We start from the raw sequence: 20,999 nt of genomic DNA, 5'->3' as shown, positions 1-20,999 counted from the left end.
TCTCAAATCGCGGTACGTTTCGTCTTAGCCAGTAAGACATGGCCTAGAGTCCGACAGCATGACACCTTGGGAGATGGTCGCCGTGCTCGCGGCAGGCGTCGCGGGCGGGGCCATCAACACCGTCGTCGGCTCGGGATCCCTGATCACCTTTCCCACCCTGCTCGCCGTCGGCCTGCCCCCGATCACGGCCAACGTCTCCAACAACATCGGCCTGGTCCCCGGCGGGCTGACCGGTGTCATGGGCTATCGGAACGAGCTTAGGGGCCAGCGCGAACGGCTGCTCCGCCTGGCCCCCGCCTCCCTGGCGGGGGCGCTGGCGGGCGGCCTGCTGCTGCTCAACCTGCCGGAGCGCACGTTCACGACGGTCGTCACCGTGCTCATCGCGCTGTCCTGCACGCTGGTCCTGATCCAGCCCAGGCTCACCCGCCTGCTCGCCGACCGGCCCCGGCACGCGCACGGCGGCCCGTGGTTGTGGCTGGGCACGCTGGCGTCCGGCGCGTACGGCGGATACTTCGGCGCCGGCCAGGGCATCCTGCTCATCGGCCTGATGGGCATCCTCATCGACGAGGACCTGCAGCGGATCAACGCGGCCAAGAACGTGCTGGTCGTGCTGGTCAACGGCGCCGCCGCCATCCTGTACGCCCTCGTCGCCGACGTCGACTGGCTCGCGGTGCTGCTGGTGGCGCTGGGCTCGATGGCCGGCGGGTTCCTCGGCGCCCGGCTGGGCCGCAAGCTGCCCGCCCCGGTGCTGCGCGGGGTGATCGTGTGCATCGGGGTGGTGGCGATCATCACGCTCCTCACCGATTAGGTGGAGTTTGCACCATAAATGAAAATCGTTACCATTGTCGGCCATGCGCCTAGATCGTCGTGCCTTCCTGTCCGCCGCCGCCGTGGCCCTGGCCGGATGCGCCGCCCAGCCCTCCGGCGGCACCGCGTCCTCGCAGCCCAGGAGGGGCGGCCGGCTGCGGGCGGTGTTCGCCGGCGGCGGGGCCCAGGAGAGCCTGGACCCGCACCTGGCGAACCTGTTCCTGGAGGCGTCGAGGTCCAAGGCGATGTTCGACAAGCTCGCCGACTACGGGACCGACGTCTCGATCGTGCCCCGCCTGGCCTCCGGCTGGGAGGCCGACGCGAAGCTCGGCACGTGGCGGGTCACCCTGCGCGAGGCCGCCTTCCACGACGGCCGGCCGGTACGCGCGGCGGACGTCCTCCACAGCTACGCCCGCATCGCCGACGAGAAGCGCACCTTCCGCGCCAAGGCGAACCTGGCCCTCATCGACCTGAGGAACAGCCGCGCCGTCGGCGAGCGCACGGTGGAGTTCCGGCTGCGGCGGCCCTACGCCGAGTTCCCCAACGTGCTGGCGGCCTTCGGGGCCTACATCGTGCCGGAGGGCGCCGACTCGTTCAGCCGGCCGGTCGGGTCGGGGCCGTTCGCGTTCGGGTCCTTCCAGCCGGGGCGCTCGCTGCTGCTCAGGCGCAACCCGGACTACTGGGAGGGCGCGGCGTACGTGGACGAGCTCGAATACCTCATCGCCAACGAGGAGTCCGCCCGGGTGAACGCCGTGCTCGGCGGCCAGGCCGACTACGCCCACGACCTGACCCCGGCCACCGCCCGCACCCACCAGGACGGCGGCCGGATGTCGATCGTGCGGCTGACCAACAGCGGCATGCAGGCGTTCGCGATGAAGGTGGACCGGCCGCCCTTCGACGACCCGCGGCTGCGCCAGGCCATGTTCCTGCTGGCCGACCGGTCGCAGATGATCGACAGCGTGCTCGCGGGGGCCGGGCAGGTGGGCAACGACCTGTTCGGCAAGGACTACCTCTACTACGCCGCCGGCATCCCGCAGCGCACCCCCGACCTGGACCAGGCCAGATGGCTGATCGACGAGGCCGGGGCGAAGGGGCTGAGGATCCAGCTCGACACCTCGGCGGCGGCCAGCGGCTTCCTGGAGGCGGCCAGCGTCTTCGCCGACCAGGCCCGGCAGGCGGGGCTGGAGGTGAGCGCGAAGGTGGGCAACAAGGACACGTACTGGGCCGACGTACTGAACAAGGGCACCATCTGCTGCTACCGCTCCGGCGCCATGCCCATCGAGACCCACTTCTCCCAGCGGCTGCTCACCAACTCCACCACGAACGCCACCAAATGGTCCCGCCCCGCGTTCGACGCCCTCTACGAGCAGGCGGTCGCCAGCCCCGACGAGGCCAGGCGCCGCGAGATCTACCAGGAGATGCAGCGCACGCTGCACGCCGAGGGCGGCTTCCTCATCTGGGGCTTCGCCGACTGGCTGCTCGGCACCTCCCCCAGGCTGCGCGGCGTCGCGAACGCCCCCGCCAACACGCTCGACTGGGCCCGGTTCGACAAGGTCTGGCTGGGATGAGAACCAGAGCGAGTTTCACGTGAATCTGACCCGCTACGCGCTGCGCCGGCTGCTGCTCGGCGCGGTGCAGGTCGTGGCGGTGGCCACGCTGGTGTTCGTGCTCACGGAGGCGCTGCCCGGCGACGCCGCCGTGGTGCTGGCGGGGGACATCCCCGACGAGGAGCGCATCGCCCAGCTCCGGCACGCCCTGGAGCTGGACCGGCCCGCCGTCGAGCGGTGGGCGGACTGGCTGGCCGGGCTGGCGCGCGGCGACCTGGGGGTCTCGCTGGTCTCCGGCCGTCCGGTGGCCGAGGTGCTGGCCGGCGGGCTGCCGCCGACGCTCGTCCTGGCCGGGACCACGCTGCTCCTGCTCGTACCGCTCTCGGTGGGGGCCGGGGTGATCGCGGCGGTGCGGCACGGCCGCCTGCTCGACCGGGTGCTCACCACCGTGACCGTCGGGCTGTACTCGATCCCGGAGTTCGCGCTCGGCGTGGTGCTGGTCGCGCTGTTCGCGGTGCGGCTGGGCTGGTTCCCGCCGACGGCGGTCGGCGCGCCGCCGAACCTGCTGGAGCAGCCCGCCCTGCTGGTGCTCCCGCTCGTGGTGCTGCTGGCCCGGCCGGTCTGCTCGATCAGCCGCCTGGTACGCGCGGGCATGATCGACGCGCTGGCCTCCGGCTACGTGGCGCACGCCCGACGGCTGGGCCTGCCGTCCTGGCGGGTACGCCTGACGCACGCGCTGCCCAACGCCCTGGCCCCCGGCGTGCAGCAGCTCGCCAGGACCACGGACTGGCTGCTGGGCGGCGTGATCGTGGTGGAGTCGGTGTTCGTGATCCCCGGGCTCGGCACGCTGCTGAACGACTCGGTGGCGGCCAGGGACATCCCGGTGATCCAGGCGCTGTGCGTGTTGTTCGCGACGACCACGGTGGCCGTGAACCTGGCCGCCGACCTGGGGGCGTACCGGCTGGTCCCGGCGGGTGCCCGATGAGGGCGCGCCGGGGGGCCGGGGTGCTGCTGCTGGCCGTGCCGCTGGTGCTCGCGCTGGCCGGGCCGTGGCTGGCGGGCACGCCCGAGCCGCGCGGGATCTCCTTCGCCGCCGTGCCCCCGCTCGGCACGGACTTCGTCGGGCGGGACGTGTGGGAGCAGGTGCTGCTCGGCGGGCGTTCCGTGGTGGCGGTGGCGGTGCTGGCGACGTCGCTGGCGTACGCGGCGGGGGTGCCGCTGGGCATGGTGGCGGGCATGTCGGCGGGCATGTCGGCGGCACTGGCCGGGCGGCGGTGGGTGGACGAGCTGCTGATGCGCCCGCTCGACCTGCTGCTGGCGGTGCCGTCGTTGCTGCTGCTCATCATGCTGGCGGCGCTGTTCTCGCCGGGGCCGGCCGCTCTGGTGGTGATCGTGGCGCTGATCGGGCTGCCCGAGGTCGTACGCATCTCGCGGGCGGCGGCGCTGGAGGCGGCGGGCGGGACGGCGATGGAGGCCCTGCGGTTGCAGGGGGAGACGTGGTGGCGGCGCGCCATCGGCTACACCGGCCGGTCGATGCTCACGACGCTGGTGGCCGACGTCGGCGTGCGCCTGGTCGGGGCGCTCTATCTGGTCGCCTCGGCCAGCTTCCTGGGTGTCGGCCTGGCCCCGGACGCGAGTGACTGGGCGGTGATGGTGGATCGCAACCGGACCGGGATGTTCCTGCAGCCGTGGGCGGTGCTGGTGCCCGCGCTGCTGATCGTGGCCCTGTCGGTGGGGCTGAACCTGGCGTTCGACCGGGCAGTGCGGAAGGGCGGCAGGGCATGATCGTGCGGGTCTCCGGGCTGCGCGCGGAGGTGGACGGGCGGGCGCTGGTGGACGGGGTGTCCTTCGAGCTGGCGGCCGGCGAGGTGCTCGCGCTGGTCGGGGCCTCGGGCAGCGGCAAGACCACGACGGGGCTGGCGCTGCTCGGCGAGCACGCCCCGGGGGTGCGGCTCTCGGGCGAGGTACGCCGCGCGCCGGGCACCGTCGCGTACGTGCCGCAGCACCCGTCGAGCGTGCTCAACCCGGCCCGCCGGGTGGGCGGGGTCCTCCGCGAGATCGCCCGCCACCAGCCCGCGGGCGACGTACAGAGGCTCGACATGCCGCAGGACCCGGCAGGGGACGTCCGGGCGCGGCGGCGCAGGCCGCCATGGGGCCGGGCCGGGGAGGCCGAGGAGCGGGTGCGGGAGGCGGCGCGGCGGGCGCGGTTGCCGGTCGAGCTGCTCGGGCGCTACCCGCACCAGCTCTCCGGCGGCCAGCAGCAGCGGGTCGTGCTGGCCCAGGCACTGCTGCTCGACCCGGTCCTGATCGTCGCCGACGAGCCGACGACCGGTCAGGACGGGCTCATCCGGGGCGAGGTCATCGAGGAGTTCCGCGGGCTGCGCACGCAGGGCATCGCCCTGGTGCTGCTCAGCCACGACCTGGCCATGGTGCGCGCGCTGGCGGACCGGGTGGCGGTGATGCACGGGGGCCGCATCGTCGAGTCGGGCCCGGCCGCCGCCGTCCTGGACGCCCCGCGACACGACTACACCCGACGCCTGCTCTCCACCCACCTCACCCCACCGTCCCGACCCACGAGCCCCCCGGCCCACCCCGCCTCCGGCGCCCCAGCACCGGCCACAGGACGAGCCGCCGGTGACAGCGCGGAGACGCCGAAGAGGGAGCTCACCGAAGACGGCACCACCGGCCATGCCGACACCGCCAGCGCCAGCCGAACCGGCGACGGCGACGTCGTCAACGCGGCACTGGGCAAAAGCGGCGGCGTGGAGGCGGGGCCAGACGAAAGCGGCAGCGCGGGCGCCCCCTGGGCACCGCCGGCCGAAGGCGACGTCGCCAACGCGGCGCCGGGCGAAGGCGGTGGCGCGGAAGCGGCGCCGTGCGAAGGCGGCCGACCGAGTGGCGTGGAGGCGGGGGCGGGTGGGGGTGGGGGTATGGGGGGTCTGGTGGAGGTGCGGGGGCTGGTGGCCGGGCATCGGCGGGTGGCGGTGCTGCGCGGGGTGAGCCTGAGCGTCGCCGCCGGGGAGTGTGTGGCTGTCGTGGGGAGGTCCGGGAGCGGGAAGACCACCCTGGCTCGGTGCGTCGCAGGGTTGCACCGGGCCGCCGCGGGGACGGTGACGCTGGAGGGCCGGCCGCTTCCGCGCCACCTCCCGTCCCGGGCCCGCGACGTGCAGTACGTCTTCCAGGACGCCAGGGCCTCCTTCGACCCGTACCGCAGCGTGTCGGCCCAGGTAGCGCGCACCGCCGTACGGCTCCGCGGCGCGAACGCCGGTGAGGCGGCGGCCGGGGCGCGGGCCGTGCTGGAGCGGGTGGGCCTCGACGAGCGCACGGCCGGACGGAGGCCGGCGGCGCTGTCGGGCGGCGAGCTCCAGCGGGCCGCGCTCGCCCGCGCCCTGCTCGCCGAACCGAAGGTGCTCATCTGCGACGAGATCACCTCCGGCCTGGACGCCCTCGTGCAGGCCGCCATCCTCGACCTGCTCGACGAGCTGCGCCGCGACCTCGGGCTCACCCTGCTGCTCATCAGCCACGACATGGACGTGGTGGCCAGGCTCGCCGATCGGGTCGTGGAGCTCGACGGCGGTCGCGTCAGATCGGAGAACAGCCCATGACGAACCCCTACAACGTCCGGCCCGCCGCCGCCCGCCACCTGGACGGCGCGCGGCGGGTCATGCTGGACACGTTCTACCGGGAGTTCGGCCACGGTTACCGGCCCGAGTGGCACCGGGACGTGGTCGACCTGGCGGGCACGTACCTGCTGCCCGCCCGCCACACGCTGATCGTGGCGCTGCACGGCGACGAGGTGGTCGGCACCACGGCCGTGCGGGCGGGCGGCCCGAAGAGCCCGCCGCACCCGGACTGGCTGGCCCGGCTGTACCCGGACGGCTCCACGGCGCAGCTCTTCCGCGTGTACGTGGACCCGGCCCACCGCAGGCGCGGCCTGGCCGGGGAGATGGTCGCCCAGGCCCGCCGCTTCGTCGCCGCCGACGACGGCTACCGGGCCCTCTACCTGCACACGGACACCCGGGTGGCGGGGGCGGAGAAGTTCTGGAGGTCGGTGGCCGAGCCGGTGTTCGACGCCCGCGACGGCGATCCCGAGCACTTCCAGACCGTGCACTTCGAGATCGCCCTGTCGTGACCGCCAGGCGCCGGCGCCGGTCTCCCGCCCGCGGTCAACCGGCCAGCCCCAGGAGGAACGCGACGGGGACGAACGCGACCGCCAGCCCCGCGGCCCACCACCGGGGCGCGGGCCCCTGCCTCAGCACGGACACGCCCAGCGGCACCAGCGCGACGGCGAGCCCGGCCAGGGCCACCAGCGAGACCGGGTCGCTGCTGCCCTTGAGCACGCCCAGCGGCAGCAGGGCGGCCAGCCCGAGGGCCACGCTCCGGGCGAGGCCCAGCGCCCCGGCCCGGTAGGCGCCGACGGCGAGCACGATCCAGCCGCCCATGATGCACACGTTGACCGCCTTGAACACGTGGAAGGCGCCGTACGTCTCCGCCACCGCCCGCTGGGCCGCCTCCAGGCCGAGCACGTCCACGAGCTGGAAGGCCAGATGGCTCACCCCGGCGTGGAACACCCGCCCGAACAGCCCGAGCACCACGAGCGTGAGGCCCCACTGCGCCCATCCGGGACGCCTGATCTTGATCAGCCGGGCCAGGGCGGTCACGGCGGGCCACAGCAGCACGACCCCGGCCGCGTACAGGCCGTAGGACCAGGCCATCCGTCCCGGGGCGGCGGCGTGGGCGGCCAGCTGGCCGGGGAAGAAGTCGTCCGCGCCGAGCCGGGTGAGCACCCCGGCGAGCAGCAGCAACGGGCCGAGCACCAGACCGGTGCCCTCGATCCAGCGTCCAGGAGTCGTCATACCTGCCATCCAAGCCGTGGCCGCGCGCGCGGGCACGGGCGCTGCGGCTAGACCCTGAGGTGGTCCCAGCACTACCGTCGGCAGCCCGGTTCAGGCCGGCGTCTCGCCTGCCGTGCTCTCCCTGACGATCAGCCGGTGGGGCACCACGATCTCGGGGGGTGAGCCGAGCTCGCCGCGGATCGACTCCAGCAGCGTGTCCACCGCCCGGCGGGCGAGCTCCCCCTTGTCCGGGGCGACCGTGGTCAGGCTGGGCGTGCTGTACTGGCCCTCCTCGATGTCGTCCACGCCCACCACGGCCACGTCGTCGGGGATGCGGCGGCCGGCCCTGGTCAGTGCCCGGATCGCGCCCAGGGCGAGCAGGTCGTTGTAGCAGAACACCGCGTCCGGCGGCTCGGGGAGGGCGAGCAGCCGTTCCATGGCCTCGGCGCCCAGGCGGCGGTGGAAGTGCGGGGTGGACACGATCAGGGAATCGTCCACCTCCAGGCCGGCGCGGGTGTGCGCCTGCCGGTAGCCGGTGGTGCGGAGCTGGGCGGTCTCGCCGGTCGCGTACGGCTGGTCGCCGATCGCGGCCACCCGGCGGCGGCCCAGGTCCAGCAGGTGCGCGGTGGCGTCGCGGGCGGCGGCCACGTTGTCGATGGCCACGTGGGGGAAGCTGCCGTTGAAGATGTGCTCGCCGAGCAGCACGATCGGGATCCGGTTGCCCCGGCCGCGCAGCTCCTCGGCGGAGACCGAGAGGGGGCTGAGCAGCAGGCCGTCGAACATGGTGGCCCGCGAGTCCCGCCCGAGCAGCTCGCGCTCCCGGTCCCCGTCGCCGTCGGTCTGGTCGATCATGACCACGTAGCCGTGGGCGCGGGCGGCGGTGATCACCTCGCGGGCCAGCTCGGCGAAGTAGGGCACGTCCAGCTCGGGCACCACGAGGGCGATCATCCCCGTACGCCCCTGTTTGAGGTTGCGGGCGATGAGGTTGGGACGGTAGTCGAGCTCGTCCAGGACGGCCTGCACCCGCGCGCGCAGCTCGTCGGAGACCGGCGCGTAACCGTTGACCACGTTGGACACCGTGCGAATGGACACGTTCGCCCGCTTGGCGACGTCACGCAGGGTTGGACCGGCCATGCGTCTCCTATACCTCCGGCTGCTGGTCTTGGGAAGATCCTAAATCCGCTCTTGCATCGTTGCACACGAGTATGCATTATGTCTGCATCGTTGCAGAGCCCTCACAGCACCTTCCCCCGTCCGGCGAGGAGTCGAAGATGTCCACACCCCGCATAGGCCGTCGCGGTTTTCTCCAGGGAGCCCTGGGCATCGGCGCACTCGCCGCCACCGGCTCTCTGGCCGCCGCGTGCGCCGCCCCCGGCGGTACGAGCGCGCAGCCGAGCAAGCTGGCCGCGCCGACCGCCACGACGTCCGCGGCCAAGGGCGAGATCACGATCTGGAACCGATCCGGCGACCTGTTCAAGGTCTTCGACGCGGCGATCGCCAAGTTCCGCCAGGCGTACCCGAACGTCAAGGTGAACCACCAGGCCGTGGACATCGACGCCAAGCTGGCCAACACGCTCATCAGCGGGACCGACGTGCCCGACGGCAGCTTCTGGGACGACGCCAAGATCGGCGGGCAGGCCGAGCACCTCTTCGACCTGACGGACCTGATCGCGCCGTACAAGGACCAGACCTCGGCGTACAAGCTGTCGGTCAACACGGTGGACGGCAAGATCTACGGCGTGCCGTGGGACCTGGACCCCGGGCTGCTCTGGTACCGCGAGGACGTCCTGGAGAGCGCCGGGGTCGACCCGGCGAGCCTGGCCACGTACGACGACCTGCTCGCCGCCTCCAGGACGATCAAGGAGAAAGACCCCAGGACCAAGCCCATCCACCTGGAGAAGACGCCGTTCCTCAGCCAGCTCTGGCTGGAGATGCTGGCCAACCAGCAGGGCACGAGCCTCACCGACGCCCAGGGCAGGCTGCGGCTGGACTCCGCGGAATACCGGCGGATCTTCACCTGGATCCAGACCGCGGTCAAGGACGGCCTGGTCACCCACGCCCCCTACCTGGAGCAGGCCGACGTCAACACGCTCGACAACGGCCAGCAGGTGTTCGTGCCGTGGGCGATCTGGTGGTCGTTCGCGCCGCAGCAACTCCTCAAGAACACCAAGGGAAAGTGGCGGGCCGCGCCGCTGCCGGCCTGGACGCCGGGCGGCGCGCGCAGCGGCGCGATGGGCGGCAGCAGCTTCATCATCCCGGCCAAGGCCAAGAACCCGGAGCTGGCCTGGCTGCTGTACGAGTTCCTGTGCTTCAAAGAGCCCGGCTACACCGCCGTGTACGGCCCCAACGACGTCTACCCCGGCGGCCTGTCCACCTCGATCCCGAGCTACACGCCCGCCCTCGACCCGGCCAAGCCGCTGTTCCAGCCCATCGAGGCGCTCGGCGGCCAGGACCTGTGGAAGGTCGCCGTCGAGGCCGCCGCCACCATCCCGGCCGCCGCGCCGATCCCGTGGTGGTGGGCCCAGTCGGTGGACTACCTCGGCAACAACATGCAACGCCTGATGGAAGGCAAGATGACGCCTGACCAAGTGATCTCGGAGTCGGCCGAGAAGATCCAGCGCAACCTGATCGACCGGTCATGACGGCGAGCCTCACGAGCGGCGTCCACGCGCGGTCCCGGCCGCGGATCTGGCGGTCCACGCGGCTGTCGCCGTACCTGTTCATCGCCCCGTTCTTCGTGGTCTTCGCCGCGTTCGGGATCTACCCGCTGATCTACGCGCTGCAGCTCAGCTTCATGCGCTGGCGGGGCGGGAGCGGGGCCCGCTGGGTGGGCCTCGACAACTACCTCTACCTGCTGACCAGCCCGGACTTCTGGGCCTCGCTCGGCAACAGCGCCGTCATGTGGCTGCTCATCGTGCCGATCCAGGTCGTGGCCGGGCTGGGCGGCGCGGTGCTGCTGGCCAACGCCAAGCTGCGGTTGCGCGGGTTCTTCCGGGTGGCGTTCATCGCGCCGTTCGTGACCCCGCTGGTGGCCATGGCGCAGGTGTGGATCGTGGTGTTCGACCAGGACTACGGGCTGGTCAACTATCTGCTCAACCTGGTGGGGCTGCCGGACGTGGGCTGGCTGACCTCCACGGCGTGGTCGAAGCCGACGCTGGCGCTGCTGTTCCTGTGGAAGACCACCGGGTTCGCGATCATCATCCTGCTCGCCGGCCTGCAGGCCGTCCCCGGTGGCGTGTACGAGGCCGCCTCCCTCGACGGCGCCTCCCGCTGGCGCCAGTTCTGGTCGATCACCGTGCCGCTGGTGCGGCGGAGCATGGCGTTCCTGGTGGTCATCCAGACGCTGGCGGTCTTCCAGATGTTCGCCGAGCCGTTCGTGGTCACCGAGGGCGGCCCGTACGGCTCCACCACCACCGCAGGGCTCTACCTGTACGAGCACATCACCGCCTCGGACCTGGGCACCGGCGCCGCGAACTCGTTCCTGCTGGTCCTGCTGGTCTTCGGCCTGTCGCTGGTCTCGGTCAGGCTGCTGCGCCCGAAAGACGAGGTCTCATGAACCAGCCCAGGCCGGGGATCGTGCAGTACGCGCTGCTGGTGCTGCTCGCGATCGCGTTCCTGTACCCGATCTGGTGGGCGGTCAGCTCCTCGCTCAAGCCGGCGGCGGAGATCATCGCCAGCCCGCTGTCGATCGGCGAGCTGACGCTGGACAACTACCGGGCCATGTTCGCCGACGTGCCCATCGGCACCGGATTCGCCAACACGGCGCTGGTGCTGGTGGTCAAGGGCGCGATGACGATGTTCTTCTGCCCGCTGGCCGGCTACGCGTTCGCCAAGTACGACTTCCCGTTCAAGAACCTGCTGTTCGGCATCGTGCTGCTGACGCTGATGCTGCCGACGCTGGTGCTGATCATCCCCCTGCTGCTCGAGATGAGCGCGCTGGGCTGGGTGAACACCTACCAGGCGCTGATCCTGCCGGGCAGCATCGACGCGTTCAGCATCTTCTGGATGCGGCAGACCATCGCCGCCATCCCGAACGAGCTGATCGACGCCGGGCGGGTGGACGGGGCCGGCGAGTTCGGCATCTTCTACAAGGTCGTGCTGCCGGTCATCCGCCCCGGCCTGGCCGCGCTGGCCGTGCTGACCACCATGAACGTCTACAACGACTTCGTCTGGCCGGTCGTCGCCGTCAACGACACCGCGCACCAGACGCTGCAGGTGGTGCTGTCCACGCTGGCGCAGAACGTCACCGGCAACCGGATCGGCGCCGACTTCGCCACCGTGTGGGGCGAGTTGCTGGCCGCCGGGAGCATCGCCATGTTGCCGCTGCTGGTGATCTTCGTCCTGCTGCAGCGCCACTTCATCAACGGCATCCTCGCGGGCAGCGTCAAGGGCTGACCCCGATCACATGAAAGAGAGCACCATGACGCCGCGTGCGGAATATCCCCGGCCCCATTTCGACCGGTCGCACAGCTGGTCCAGCCTGAACGGCGACTGGGACTTCCGGGCCGACACCGAGCAGGACTGGAACCGGACCATCACCGTGCCCTTCGCCTGGGAGACCCCCGCGTCGGGCATCGAGGCCCACTGGCTGCCCGTGGCGTGGTACCGCCGCTCGTTCACCGTGCCCGCGGAGTGGGGCGGGCAGCGGGTCGTGCTCCAGTTCGGAGCCGTGCACCACGAGGCCACGGTCTACGTCAACGACGTCGAGGTGGCCACCCACCGGGGCGGCTACACGCCGTTCGAGGCCGACATCACCGATGCGCTCGTCGAGGGGCGGCAGGAGGTCGTCGTCCGGGTCTCCGCGCCGCTGGACAAGCGCGAGATCGCGCACGGCAAGCAGCGCAGCATCCCGCGCGACGACTTCGACGGCGTCTGCTTCACCCCGTCGTCGGGCATCTGGCAGAGCGTCTGGCTGGAGGCCCGGCCCGCCACGTACGTGGCCGCGCTGAAGCTGCGCCCCTCGGAGGGGCTGGACGCCATCGAGGTCGAGGCGCGGGTGGCGGGGCCGTCGGAGGAGGCCCTGCTCCGGCTGAGCCTGCGCGGCACGGGCACCACGATCGAGATCCCGGTCGTGGGTGGCCTGGCGGCGGCCGGGATCCCGGTGGCCGAACCGCGCCTGTGGTCGCCCGAGGACCCGCACCTCTACCACGTCGACGCCACCCTGACCTCGGCCGACGGCACCGACGAGGTCGCGGCCTACACCGGCCTGCGGCGGATCGAGGTGATCGGCGAGGACCTGTACCTCAACGGCGACCGCCTGTTCGTCCGCGGGGTGCTCGACCAGGGGTACTGGCCGCGTACCGGGATCACCGCGCCCGACGACGGCGCGCTGGTCCACGACATCGAGCTGGCCGCGGCGGCGGGCTACAACCTGGTGCGCAAGCACCTCAAGCTGGAGGACCCGCGCTTCGTCCACCACGCCGACCGGCTCGGCATGCTCGTGTGGGCCGAGCCCGCGGCGACCGGCCGCTTCTCCGCCGACTCGGTGGCGGCGTTCGAGGAGCAGGTCGCGCCCATGGTCGAGCGGGACGGCAACTCGCCCGCGATCGTCATCTGGGGCCTGTACAACGAGGAGTGGGGCCTGGACTGGGACATCCCCGGCGACCCGGCCAAGCAGCAGGCGACGGCGCAGGCGTACGACCTGCTCAAGAGCCTCGACGCGAGCCGGCCGGCGGTGGACAACTCCGGCTGGACCCACGTCAAGACCGACCTGCTCGACTGGCACTACTACGACGAGTCCGCCGCCTCCTGGGGCCGGACGGTCGCCGCGCTGCTCGACGGCGGCCAGGACGACTTCCCCGTCAAGCTCGGCCCCGACTTCGTGGTGCGCAAGAAGCTGGCCGGCACGCCGGACCAGCCGCTGCGCGGCCTGCCCAACCTCAACAGCGAGTACGGCACCGGCTTCACCTCCGTCGAGCGGGGCTGGCAGCTGCGCTGGCAGACCCAGGAGCTGCGCCGCCACGACCGCGTGGCCGGTTACGTCTACACCGAGCTGTACGACATCGAGCACGAGTCGGCCGGCCTGCTCGACTTCGAGCGCCGGGCCAAGGACCTGGCCGGGGTGGACCCGGCCGAGGTGAACGCCACGACCACGCTCGTGCTCGACGTCGTCCCCGTCGCGCCCGGCCGGGACCTGCTCAGCGAGTCGCGCGAGGTGAGCGTGCCCGTCCGCGTCTCGCACCACGGCACCGAGCCGGTCAACGGCCACCTGCACACCGCCTGGACCTCCGTCTTCGGCGCCACCCCCGCCGAGCCCGGTTCCGCGGGGCCGTGGATCGAGGCCAAGCCGTTCCTGCTCAGCGGGGCCGCCGAGGTGCACGCCACGTTGCCGGAGGGCTGGTCGAGCGGGCGGCTGCACATCGCGCTGATCAGCGACGGGACGGTCGTGGCCCGCTCGGCCGTGGACGTGGACACCTTCACCGGCTTCGTCATCGGAGACAACCGCTGATCGAGGACAACCGCTGAGGCACTCGCCGGCGCCCATCCCCACCGAGCACGCCACTACAGCGCGAACGCGGAAGTGCTGTCCTTCCGGGAGGGAGGGGAGGGCGAAGGTGGGCGCGGGCGGGCGAAGGTGGGCGAGCCGGGCGTGGCGTGTCGGGGGCGAGCCGGGCGTGGCACGTCGGGGGGCGAGGTGGTCAGGTGAAGGGGTGGGCGATCTGGTCGAGGGTCTCGCTCATGACCTCGCGCAGCGTGCGCGCCTCCTGCTCCTCCGTCCACACGTGCGTGGCCAGCCGCAACGCCACCAGGAAGGCCGCGGCGAGCACCCGGGGCGGCACCGGGGTGGGGCGGTCGGCGATGACCTCCGTCAGGTCACGCTCCAGCGCCGCGTGGTTCGCCAGTTGCCGGGCCAGCAGCGCCGGGTGCCGCCTGGCCAGGCGGGCGCGCAGCGCCCACTCGCGCTCCGGCTCCCCCAGCTGCTGGTGCAGCTGGTCGATCGAGGCCCGCAGCGCCTGCCAGGCCGGCATCCCGGACGGCTGGGCGCTCACCTGGTCGACGAGGGCCCGGATGCGCTGCTCCTCGCCGTAGAGCAGCGCGTCCTCCTTGCCGGAGAAGTAGTTGGAGAACGTCCGCCGCGAGATGTTCGCCGCGTCGGCGATCGCCTCCACCGTGACGGCGTCGAGGCCGTGCTCGACCACGAGCCGCAGCGCCGCCTCGTGTACGGCCTGACGTGTCTCGGCCTTCTTGCGCTCGCGCAGCCCCAGCGTGCTGTCCATGATGCGGCCAGCCTACCGGCGGAAGGTGCGGGGGCTCCGGCTGCGGACAAGGCCGGACTCGCCGCGGCGGCGCTTCCCGCGCAGGACGCCACAGGAGGCTTGACCGCGGCTGACCGGGAGAGGATAACGGTATTCCGACAGGGGGAGTAGAACGCACTGTTACGGAGACCCCGATGGCAAGCCTGGCTTCTCCTGCGTTGGTCGGGCGCGACGCCCAGTTGCGATTACTCGTCAGCACCATCACCAGCCCGCCCGCCGTCACCCAGGTGCAGGGCGAGGCCGGGATCGGCAAGACCAGCCTGGTCAGGGCGGCGATCGGGCCGCTCACCGGCGGCGGGCGAACGGTGCTGCTCGGCCACTGCCACCAGATCCGCGAGCCCTTCCCGTACGGACCCGTCCTCGACGCCCTGCGTCACGTCGCCGCCGCGCTGCCGGACCGCGACCGGCTCAGCCCGGTCACCGGGGCGCTGCGCGGCTACCTGCCCGAGCTGGCGGGGCGCCTGCCGCCGGCCCCGTCCCCGCCCCCGATGGACGACCCCCGGGCCGAGCGGCACCACCTGTTCCGCGCGGTCCACGCGCTGCTGGCCGCTGCCGGGCCGGTCGTGCTGGTGGTCGAGGACCTGCACTGGGCCGACGACGGCACCCGCGACCTGCTGCGCTTCCTCACCGACCAGCCGCCGGACGGGCTGGCGCTGGTGGTGACGTTCCGCAGGGAGGAGTTGCCGGTGCCGGGGCTGCCGTTCGGGCACGCCTACCGGCGGGCGCCGGGCGTGCGCAGCGAGGTGATCTCGCTGACGCCGCTCGACGTCGAGGGCGTGCGCAGCCTGGCCGGGGCGCTGCTCGGCCGGGCGGAGCCGACCGCGGCCTTCGCCGCCAGGCTGCACGAGCGCACCGCCGGGGTGCCGTTCGTGATCGAGGAGGTGGTGCGCTCGTTGCTCGATGACGAGGGCCGCTTACCCGAGCCGGCGGCGCTCGACCGCATGGCCGTGCCGGTGCTGCTGCGCGAGGCCATGGCCGAGCGGCTCACCGGGCTGTCGCCGGCCGCGCTGAGCTCCGTGCGCGCCGCCGCCGTGCTGGGCCTGCCGGCCGAGGAGCCGCTGATCAACGCCGTCTCGGGCCACGACCCCGGGGAGTCCGGGCTGAGCCGCGCGCTGCAGGCCGGCGTGCTGCTGGAGCACCAGGACGGCCAGTACGGCTTCCGCCACGACCTCGCCCAGCAGGCCGTCTACGACGCCATCCCCGGCCCCGACCGCCGCCTCATCCACCGCCGGGCCATGGCCGCGCTGGCCGCGCTCGACCCGCCGCCCCTGGTCCAGCTCGCCCACCACGCCCGCCGCGCCGGCGACTTCGCGGCCTGGCAGCGGCACGGCGGCGCCGCGGCGGAGCACGCCGCCGCCCTGGGCGACATCCCGCTCGCCGTCGAGCTGCTCGAAGGGCTGCTCGCCGACCCGAAACTCCCCCGCGAGGCCCGGGGCCCGCTGGCGCTGCGGCTCAGCCGGGTCGCCGCGGTCGGCCTGTCGCACCGCCGCGTGGTCCGCATCCTGCGCCACCTGCTCTCCGACGACTTCCTGTCCAGGAAGGTACGCGGCCAGGCCCGGCTCAACCTGGGCGTGCTGCTGTCCAACCAGGCCGGCGCGATCACCGCGGGCCGGCAGGAGATCCTGGCCGCGCTCCCCGACCTGGCCGACAGCCCCTGCCTGGCCGCCCGCGGTCTGGCGCTGCTGGCCATGCCCGCGTGGGGCGGCGAGCCGCTGGCCGTGCACGAGGAGTGGATGGCGCAGGCCGAGAAGCTGCTGGTAGAGGGCCAGGACCCGGAGCTGGCCGCCGCCGTGCTGGCCAACCGGGTGAGCCTGACCATGATGATCGGCTCGCCGGACGCGTTCGACCTGGCGGAGACGCTGCCGGTCAACGACCCGTCCACGGCCGTGCGCAGGCAGGTGGCCCGCGGCTACTCCAACCTGTACGACGCCGCGCTCGCCCTCGGGCACTACGCCGCCGCCGGCCGCTTCGCCGACCAGAGCAGGCGCGTCGCCGAGGAGACCGGCGCGCTCTACCCGGTGTTCCTGGTGGAGATGTCGTCGATCCGGCTCGACCTGCTCACCGGCCGCTGGGACGGCCTGCGCGAGCGGGCGGTGGCCGCCGTCGAGATGACGTACGAGGCGCCGCTGCTGGCGGTGGAGGCCCGGCTCGCGCTCGGCGTGCTGGCCCTGGCCAGGGGTGAGTGGGACGAGGCCGGCGAGCACCTGGAGGTGGCCGGCGTGCGGGACCTCGACTCGGGGTTCCTGCCGGTCGCCGTGGCGGGCTCCAGCGGGCTGGTCGAGCTGCACCTGACCAGGGGCGCGCTGGAGCCGGCGGTGCGCGCGGCCGACCTGGCGGTGACCCGGCTGCGGCGCAAGGGCGTGTGGGTCTGGGGCGACCAGCTCGTCCCGGCCGCCGTCGCCGCGCTGCTCAGGGCCCGGCGGCCGGCGGGGGCGGCGGGGCTGGTGGCCGAGTTCGCGGCGGGCATCGAGGGCCGGACCGCGCCGTCGGCGCACGCCGGGCTCGACCTCGCCAGGGGCGTGCTGGCCTGGGACGCGGGCGCGTTCGAGGAGGCGGCGCGGCGCTACGCCGGGGCGCGGGTGGCGTACCTGGCGATGCCGCGACCGTACTCGGCGGCGCGGGCGGCGGAGTCCGAGGCGGGTGCCCGGTTCGCGCTCGGGGACCGGGAGCGGGCCACCGAGCTGATCGCCGACGCGGGCGAGCGGTACGCGGCGCTCGGCGCCACCCACGACGCGGCCCGCTGCCGGCGGCTGCTGCGCGAGATCGGCCCCGACCGGGGCCGGCCCGCCCCGCCGCGCCGGGGCAGGAAGGCCGGCAACGGCGTCCTGTCGCCCCGGGAGAGCGAGGTGGCCAGGCTGGTCGCGCTCGGGCGGACGAACAGGGAGATCGCCGAGGTGCTGTTCCTGTCGCAGCGGACGGTGGACACGCACGTGGCGCGGGTGCTGCAGAAGCTCGGCGTGCGCACGCGGGCGGACGTGAGAGAGCCCCGGCCGGACGACCGGCCGGGGCCCGCCACCCCCGAGTGACCGGGCGGCTAGACCGTGATGCTCCACGAGTCGAGGAAGCCGGTGTCACCGGCGTAGACGTCCTCGATGTCGAGCACCCAGGTGCCGGCCGCCTGCTGGGTCACCGGGACGGAGAACGTCCTGGTGCCGTACGCGGTGCAGGTCGTGCCGCCGTAGCGGTCCACCGCGTACCAGGTGCCGTTGGGGCCGCGCAGCCAGATGTCGAGGTCCTCCGCGCACGTGTGGCTGATCGTGATGGACAGCCGGACCGGGGAGGTCGCGGCGCCCGTCGCGGTGGAGCCGACCGAGCTCTGGGTGTTGCTGAAGTCGGCGATCGGATAGTTGGTGCCGTTCGTGAACGTCCGGCCGCCGGAGGTGCCCTCCACGGTCAGCGCGTACGTCGTCGTACGCGTGACCGTCTCACCCGTGCCGGTCACCGTGACGGTGTAGTTCCCGGCCGGTGTGGTGGGCGCGGTCGATACCGTCAGCGTGGCCGACCCGCCGGAGGTCACCGAGGCCGGGTTGAACGTGGCCGAGGCACCCGTCGGGAGCCCGCTCGCCGCCAGGTTCACGGTCTGGGCGGTGCCCGCCGTGGTGCCGGTGCCGATCGTGGTCGTCGCCGCCGAACCCGCCTGCACGGTGCCGGAGGCCGGGTTCGCCGAGATCGAGAAGTCGCGCGCCGGCGGGGTGTCGCCGACCGCCTGCTTCCAGACCGCGTACATCGCCGCGTCCGCCGCCCGGTCCAGGACCGTGTCGTTGATGTTGGTGGAGGTGTCGCAGGCCGCGTGGTAGCAGGAGTCGTACGCGCGCCCGGCCGTGCCGCCCCACTTGGCCGCCTGCGCCGACGTCTTCGTGGCGCTGGCGCCCGCCGCGACGCCCGAGCTGGCGATGCCGGCGTTGCGGAAGGAGGCGTCGTCCGAGCGGTTGGCGCCCTCGACGTTCTCCTCGGGCTGGAGGTTCAGCCGGTCGTAGAACTCCTTGAGGTAGGCGGCCCCGGTGGTGGTGATGTTGTTGATGAAGTAGCCGCCGTTGGTGGAGCCGGTCATGTCGTAGTTGTAGTAGACCTTGATCCGCGACCGCTCGGTGGCGCTGAGCGAGGCGACGTAGAACTCCGAGCCGTTGAGCCCCTGCTCCTCGTCGGTCCACCAGCCGAACCTGACGTGCTTGGCCAGTGCCGGGTTCTTCTGCGCCAGGGTCAGCGCGACCTCCAGCAGGTTGGCCGAGCCCGAGGCGTTGTCGTTGATGCCGGGTCCGGCCGAGACGCTGTCGAGGTGCGCGCCGGACATGATGACCTGGTTCGCGTCGCCGCCCGGCCAGTCGGCGATCAGGTTCGGGCCCGCGCCGCCGGTGCAGTAGGTCGTGCCGCAGCTCTGCCGTGCCACGGTGTAGCCGGCCGCGCGCAGCTTCTCCTCGATGTAGGAGACCGACTGGAGGTAGCCGCTGCCCGTGGACCTGCGGTTCCCGCCGTTACCGGTCGCGATCGACTGGAACTGCGTCAGGTGCGCCTTGACGTTGCTCAGGCTGATGTCCGGCGGGTCACTGCCGCCCGGCCCCTGCCCGACGGTGAGCGCGTACGTGGCGGTGTGCGTGGCCGTGCCCGCCCCGGTGACGGTGATCTGGTACGACCCCTGCGCCGTGGCCGAGCCCACCGACAGCGTCAGCGTCGAGGAGTTGCCCGAGGTCACCGACGACGGGCTGAAGCTCGCCGTGGTGCCGCCCGGCAGCCCGGACGCGGCCAGGTTCACCGTCTGCGCGCTGCCCGAGGTCGTCTGCGTGCCGACTGTGACCGTGAGCTGCTGTCCCGGCGCCGCGCTGCCGGACGACGGGTTGAGCGAGAGCGAGAAGTCGTTGCCCGGCGTGCCGCACGCGGGCTCGCCCGACGCCGCCGCCACGCTCACCGCGCTCCAGGCGGCCTTGGTGGTGTTGCACTCCACGCTGCTCGCGCCGTACAGCTCGATGACGGCCGCGACGGAGGCCGCGCGGACGTTCGAGTAGCGCCAGGTGGACGTCTTGCGGCCGAGCGCGCCCATGAAGATCTTGCCGGCCTTCTGGATGCCGATGCCGGTGACCGACGACGGGCCTCCGGAGCAGATCGGGCTGGACGGCTTGCCGCCGCCCGGGTTGTTGCCCTCGGCCAGCAGGTAGAACCAGTGGTTCAGCGGGCCGGCCGCCGCGTGCACCTCGGTGCTCGGGATCGAGGAGGAGTAGCAGTTCGGGTCGCCGAGCGCGCCCGGGTTGTACATGTTCCGGATCGGCCCCTGCCCGACGAGGTTGACCTCCTCGCCGACCAGGTAGTCCGGCGGGTCGTTGGGGTTGTCGGCGTAGTGCTCGGTGAGCGCGCCGAAGATGTCGCCGGTGCCCTCGTTGATGCCGCCGTTCTCGTTGCCCGAGCCGGCGCCGCCCGGGGTGGTCTGGAAGATCGCGTGCCCGTACTCGTGGGCCACGACGTCGATGGGGGTGGCCTGCTGGGTGTTGGCCTGGTTGTGGCCGAAGTTGGTGTAGCTGCCGTTCCAGTAGGCGTTGACCTCGTTCAGCCCGACCCGGGCGGGGAAGCCGCGGCCGCTGCCGTTGATGCCGTTGCGGCCGAGCCACTCGCGCAGCATCTCCCACTCGCGCTGCACGCCGTAGAGCGCGTCGACGCAGGCGGTCTCCAGGTTGGTGCCGGAGCCGTTGCCCCACGTGTCGTCCGTGCCGGTGTAGGCGGTGCCTCCCTGGCCGCCGCACTGGATGCCGGGCCTGCTGGTGTCGGTCATCGAGTACGAGCTGCCGGAGCCGCTGGTGCCGATCGTCACCTGGCCGTTGTAGAAGCCGGTGCCGGTGCCGGCGCGTACCAGGTCGTACGAGTCGGCGATCCTGCCGGTGCGCGCGTCCACGAACACGTGCTGGATGCTCGGCTTGCCCCCGGCGATGCCGCTGACCACGGCCTCCCAGGTCAGCCGGGGCCGCTCGCCCCAGGCCAGCACCACCAGGCGCGGCTCGGCGGTGTCGTCCACCCGCTCCAGCCTGGTCCTGGCGACCTCGGTGGCCCGCCCGGCGCTGATCGTGGCCCTGGTCGGCACGTCGCGCGGGCTCGGCCCGGCCGCCGCGACCGTGTCCCTGACGTGCCCCGCCGCGTCCGTGACCACGACGGCGTCACCGCCGACCATGGGCAGGCCCTTGTACGTACGCTCGTACGCCACGTAGAACATGTCACTCGCGCCGGGGGTGACCGAGACCCGGCTGTACGCCTCGTCCGGTCCCCTGGTGAGCTCGTCGAGCCGGCTGGCGACGGCCTTGTCCGCGACCGCGGCCGCGAGCGACTCGGGGTCGGCCGCCGCGAGCCTGGTCTCCTGGGACTTGGCGGCCCCTGGAGGGGCGGCGTTCGCGGATGACGCGGGTAACGCCATCGTCGCGGCCGTGGCGATGCCCACGACCGCCGCGAGCAGGGCTTTGCGTTTCACGCTGGGTGCTCCTTTCGGCGGTTCCCCCGGGCCGCCGGGCGCTTGTGAGCGCACGACGGCCGCCGCGTCGTCCGGGATCGCCTGGACTCGCGGAGATGTCAGGGAAACT

The 20,999-nt window shown here is 72.8% G+C and carries 15 protein-coding genes; 11 read left to right on the top strand and 4 right to left on the bottom strand.

Annotated features, from left to right (window positions below):
- The first annotated feature begins 58 nt into the window (after window positions 1-58).
- The 6 genes from ACBJ59_RS15310 to ACBJ59_RS15285 are packed head-to-tail and all read left to right on the top strand — an operon-like array spanning window position 59 to window position 6,486.
- Window positions 59-808 (top strand): sulfite exporter TauE/SafE family protein, encoded by a 750-nt coding sequence (locus tag ACBJ59_RS15310; RefSeq protein WP_375110827.1) that lies wholly within the window; start codon window positions 59-61, stop codon window positions 806-808.
- A 43-nt stretch (window positions 809-851) separates the two neighbouring features.
- A complete protein-coding gene (locus tag ACBJ59_RS15305; protein ID WP_375110826.1) occupies window positions 852-2,375 on the top strand; it encodes an ABC transporter substrate-binding protein in 1,524 nt (507 codons plus the stop codon).
- Between the two features lie 19 nt (window positions 2,376-2,394).
- The gene (locus ACBJ59_RS15300) at window positions 2,395-3,339 is read left to right on the top strand and encodes an ABC transporter permease (RefSeq protein WP_375110825.1); all 945 of its coding nucleotides are present in this window, start codon (window positions 2,395-2,397) and stop codon (window positions 3,337-3,339) included.
- Window positions 3,336-4,139, top strand: coding sequence for an ABC transporter permease subunit (locus tag ACBJ59_RS15295; protein WP_375110824.1), 804 nt, complete (start codon window positions 3,336-3,338; stop codon window positions 4,137-4,139). Before ACBJ59_RS15300 ends, ACBJ59_RS15295 begins: the two co-directional genes overlap by 4 nt.
- Window positions 4,136-5,959 carry an ABC transporter ATP-binding protein gene (locus ACBJ59_RS15290; protein WP_375110823.1) on the top strand — a complete coding sequence of 608 codons (1,824 nt, stop codon included), beginning with the start codon at window positions 4,136-4,138 and terminating at the stop codon, window positions 5,957-5,959. Before ACBJ59_RS15295 ends, ACBJ59_RS15290 begins: the two co-directional genes overlap by 4 nt.
- Window positions 5,956-6,486, top strand: a complete 531-nt coding sequence (locus tag ACBJ59_RS15285; protein WP_375110822.1) for a GNAT family N-acetyltransferase — start codon at window positions 5,956-5,958, stop codon at window positions 6,484-6,486. The genes ACBJ59_RS15290 and ACBJ59_RS15285 overlap by 4 nt, the downstream gene beginning before the upstream one ends.
- A gap of 34 nt (window positions 6,487-6,520) precedes the next feature.
- On the opposite strand, the gene ACBJ59_RS15280 is transcribed toward ACBJ59_RS15285, so the two are convergent.
- Together ACBJ59_RS15280 and ACBJ59_RS15275 are read right to left on the bottom strand one after the other, a co-directional pair.
- Window positions 6,521-7,210 (bottom strand): hypothetical protein, encoded by a 690-nt coding sequence (locus ACBJ59_RS15280; protein WP_375110821.1) that lies wholly within the window; start codon window positions 7,208-7,210, stop codon window positions 6,521-6,523.
- A gap of 90 nt (window positions 7,211-7,300) precedes the next feature.
- Entirely contained in the window at window positions 7,301-8,323 is a 1,023-nt protein-coding gene (locus ACBJ59_RS15275) for a LacI family DNA-binding transcriptional regulator (protein ID WP_375110820.1), read from the bottom strand.
- Window positions 8,324-8,460: 137 nt separating this feature from the next.
- Between ACBJ59_RS15275 and ACBJ59_RS15270 the strand changes: the two genes are divergently transcribed.
- Genes ACBJ59_RS15270 through ACBJ59_RS15255 form a run of 4 tightly spaced genes read left to right on the top strand, consistent with a single transcriptional unit; the run spans window position 8,461 to window position 13,637 of the window.
- Window positions 8,461-9,831: an ABC transporter substrate-binding protein gene (locus ACBJ59_RS15270; RefSeq protein ID WP_375110819.1), complete on the top strand. Its 1,371-nt coding sequence runs from the start codon at window positions 8,461-8,463 to the stop codon at window positions 9,829-9,831.
- A complete protein-coding gene (locus ACBJ59_RS15265; protein WP_375110818.1) occupies window positions 9,828-10,745 on the top strand; it encodes a carbohydrate ABC transporter permease in 918 nt (305 codons plus the stop codon). The genes ACBJ59_RS15270 and ACBJ59_RS15265 overlap by 4 nt, the downstream gene beginning before the upstream one ends.
- The gene (locus tag ACBJ59_RS15260) at window positions 10,742-11,584 is read left to right on the top strand and encodes a carbohydrate ABC transporter permease (protein ID WP_375110817.1); all 843 of its coding nucleotides are present in this window, start codon (window positions 10,742-10,744) and stop codon (window positions 11,582-11,584) included. Before ACBJ59_RS15265 ends, ACBJ59_RS15260 begins: the two co-directional genes overlap by 4 nt.
- Window positions 11,585-11,609: 25 nt before the next feature.
- Window positions 11,610-13,637 carry a glycoside hydrolase family 2 protein gene (locus ACBJ59_RS15255; protein ID WP_375110816.1) on the top strand — a complete coding sequence of 676 codons (2,028 nt, stop codon included), beginning with the start codon at window positions 11,610-11,612 and terminating at the stop codon, window positions 13,635-13,637.
- Window positions 13,638-13,827: 190 nt separating this feature from the next.
- On the opposite strand, the gene ACBJ59_RS15250 is transcribed toward ACBJ59_RS15255, so the two are convergent.
- Window positions 13,828-14,406: a TetR/AcrR family transcriptional regulator gene (locus ACBJ59_RS15250; RefSeq protein WP_375110815.1), complete on the bottom strand. Its 579-nt coding sequence runs from the start codon at window positions 14,404-14,406 to the stop codon at window positions 13,828-13,830.
- 173 nt (window positions 14,407-14,579) lie between these two features.
- Here ACBJ59_RS15250 and ACBJ59_RS15245 point away from each other — a divergent pair, with 173 nt between their 5' ends.
- Window positions 14,580-17,471 carry an AAA family ATPase gene (locus tag ACBJ59_RS15245; protein WP_375110814.1) on the top strand — a complete coding sequence of 964 codons (2,892 nt, stop codon included), beginning with the start codon at window positions 14,580-14,582 and terminating at the stop codon, window positions 17,469-17,471.
- 8 nt (window positions 17,472-17,479) lie between these two features.
- On the opposite strand, the gene ACBJ59_RS15240 is transcribed toward ACBJ59_RS15245, so the two are convergent.
- Window positions 17,480-20,890 carry a M28 family peptidase gene (locus ACBJ59_RS15240; RefSeq protein WP_375110813.1) on the bottom strand — a complete coding sequence of 1,137 codons (3,411 nt, stop codon included), beginning with the start codon at window positions 20,888-20,890 and terminating at the stop codon, window positions 17,480-17,482.
- Between the last annotated feature and the right edge of the window lie 109 nt (window positions 20,891-20,999).

It is taken from the genome of Nonomuraea sp. MTCD27, assembly GCF_041950495.1.
Lineage (GTDB): Bacteria > Actinomycetota > Actinomycetes > Streptosporangiales > Streptosporangiaceae > Nonomuraea.
The sequence above is the reverse complement of the archived record's forward strand: the minus strand, read 5'-3'. Positions and strand labels throughout refer to the sequence as shown.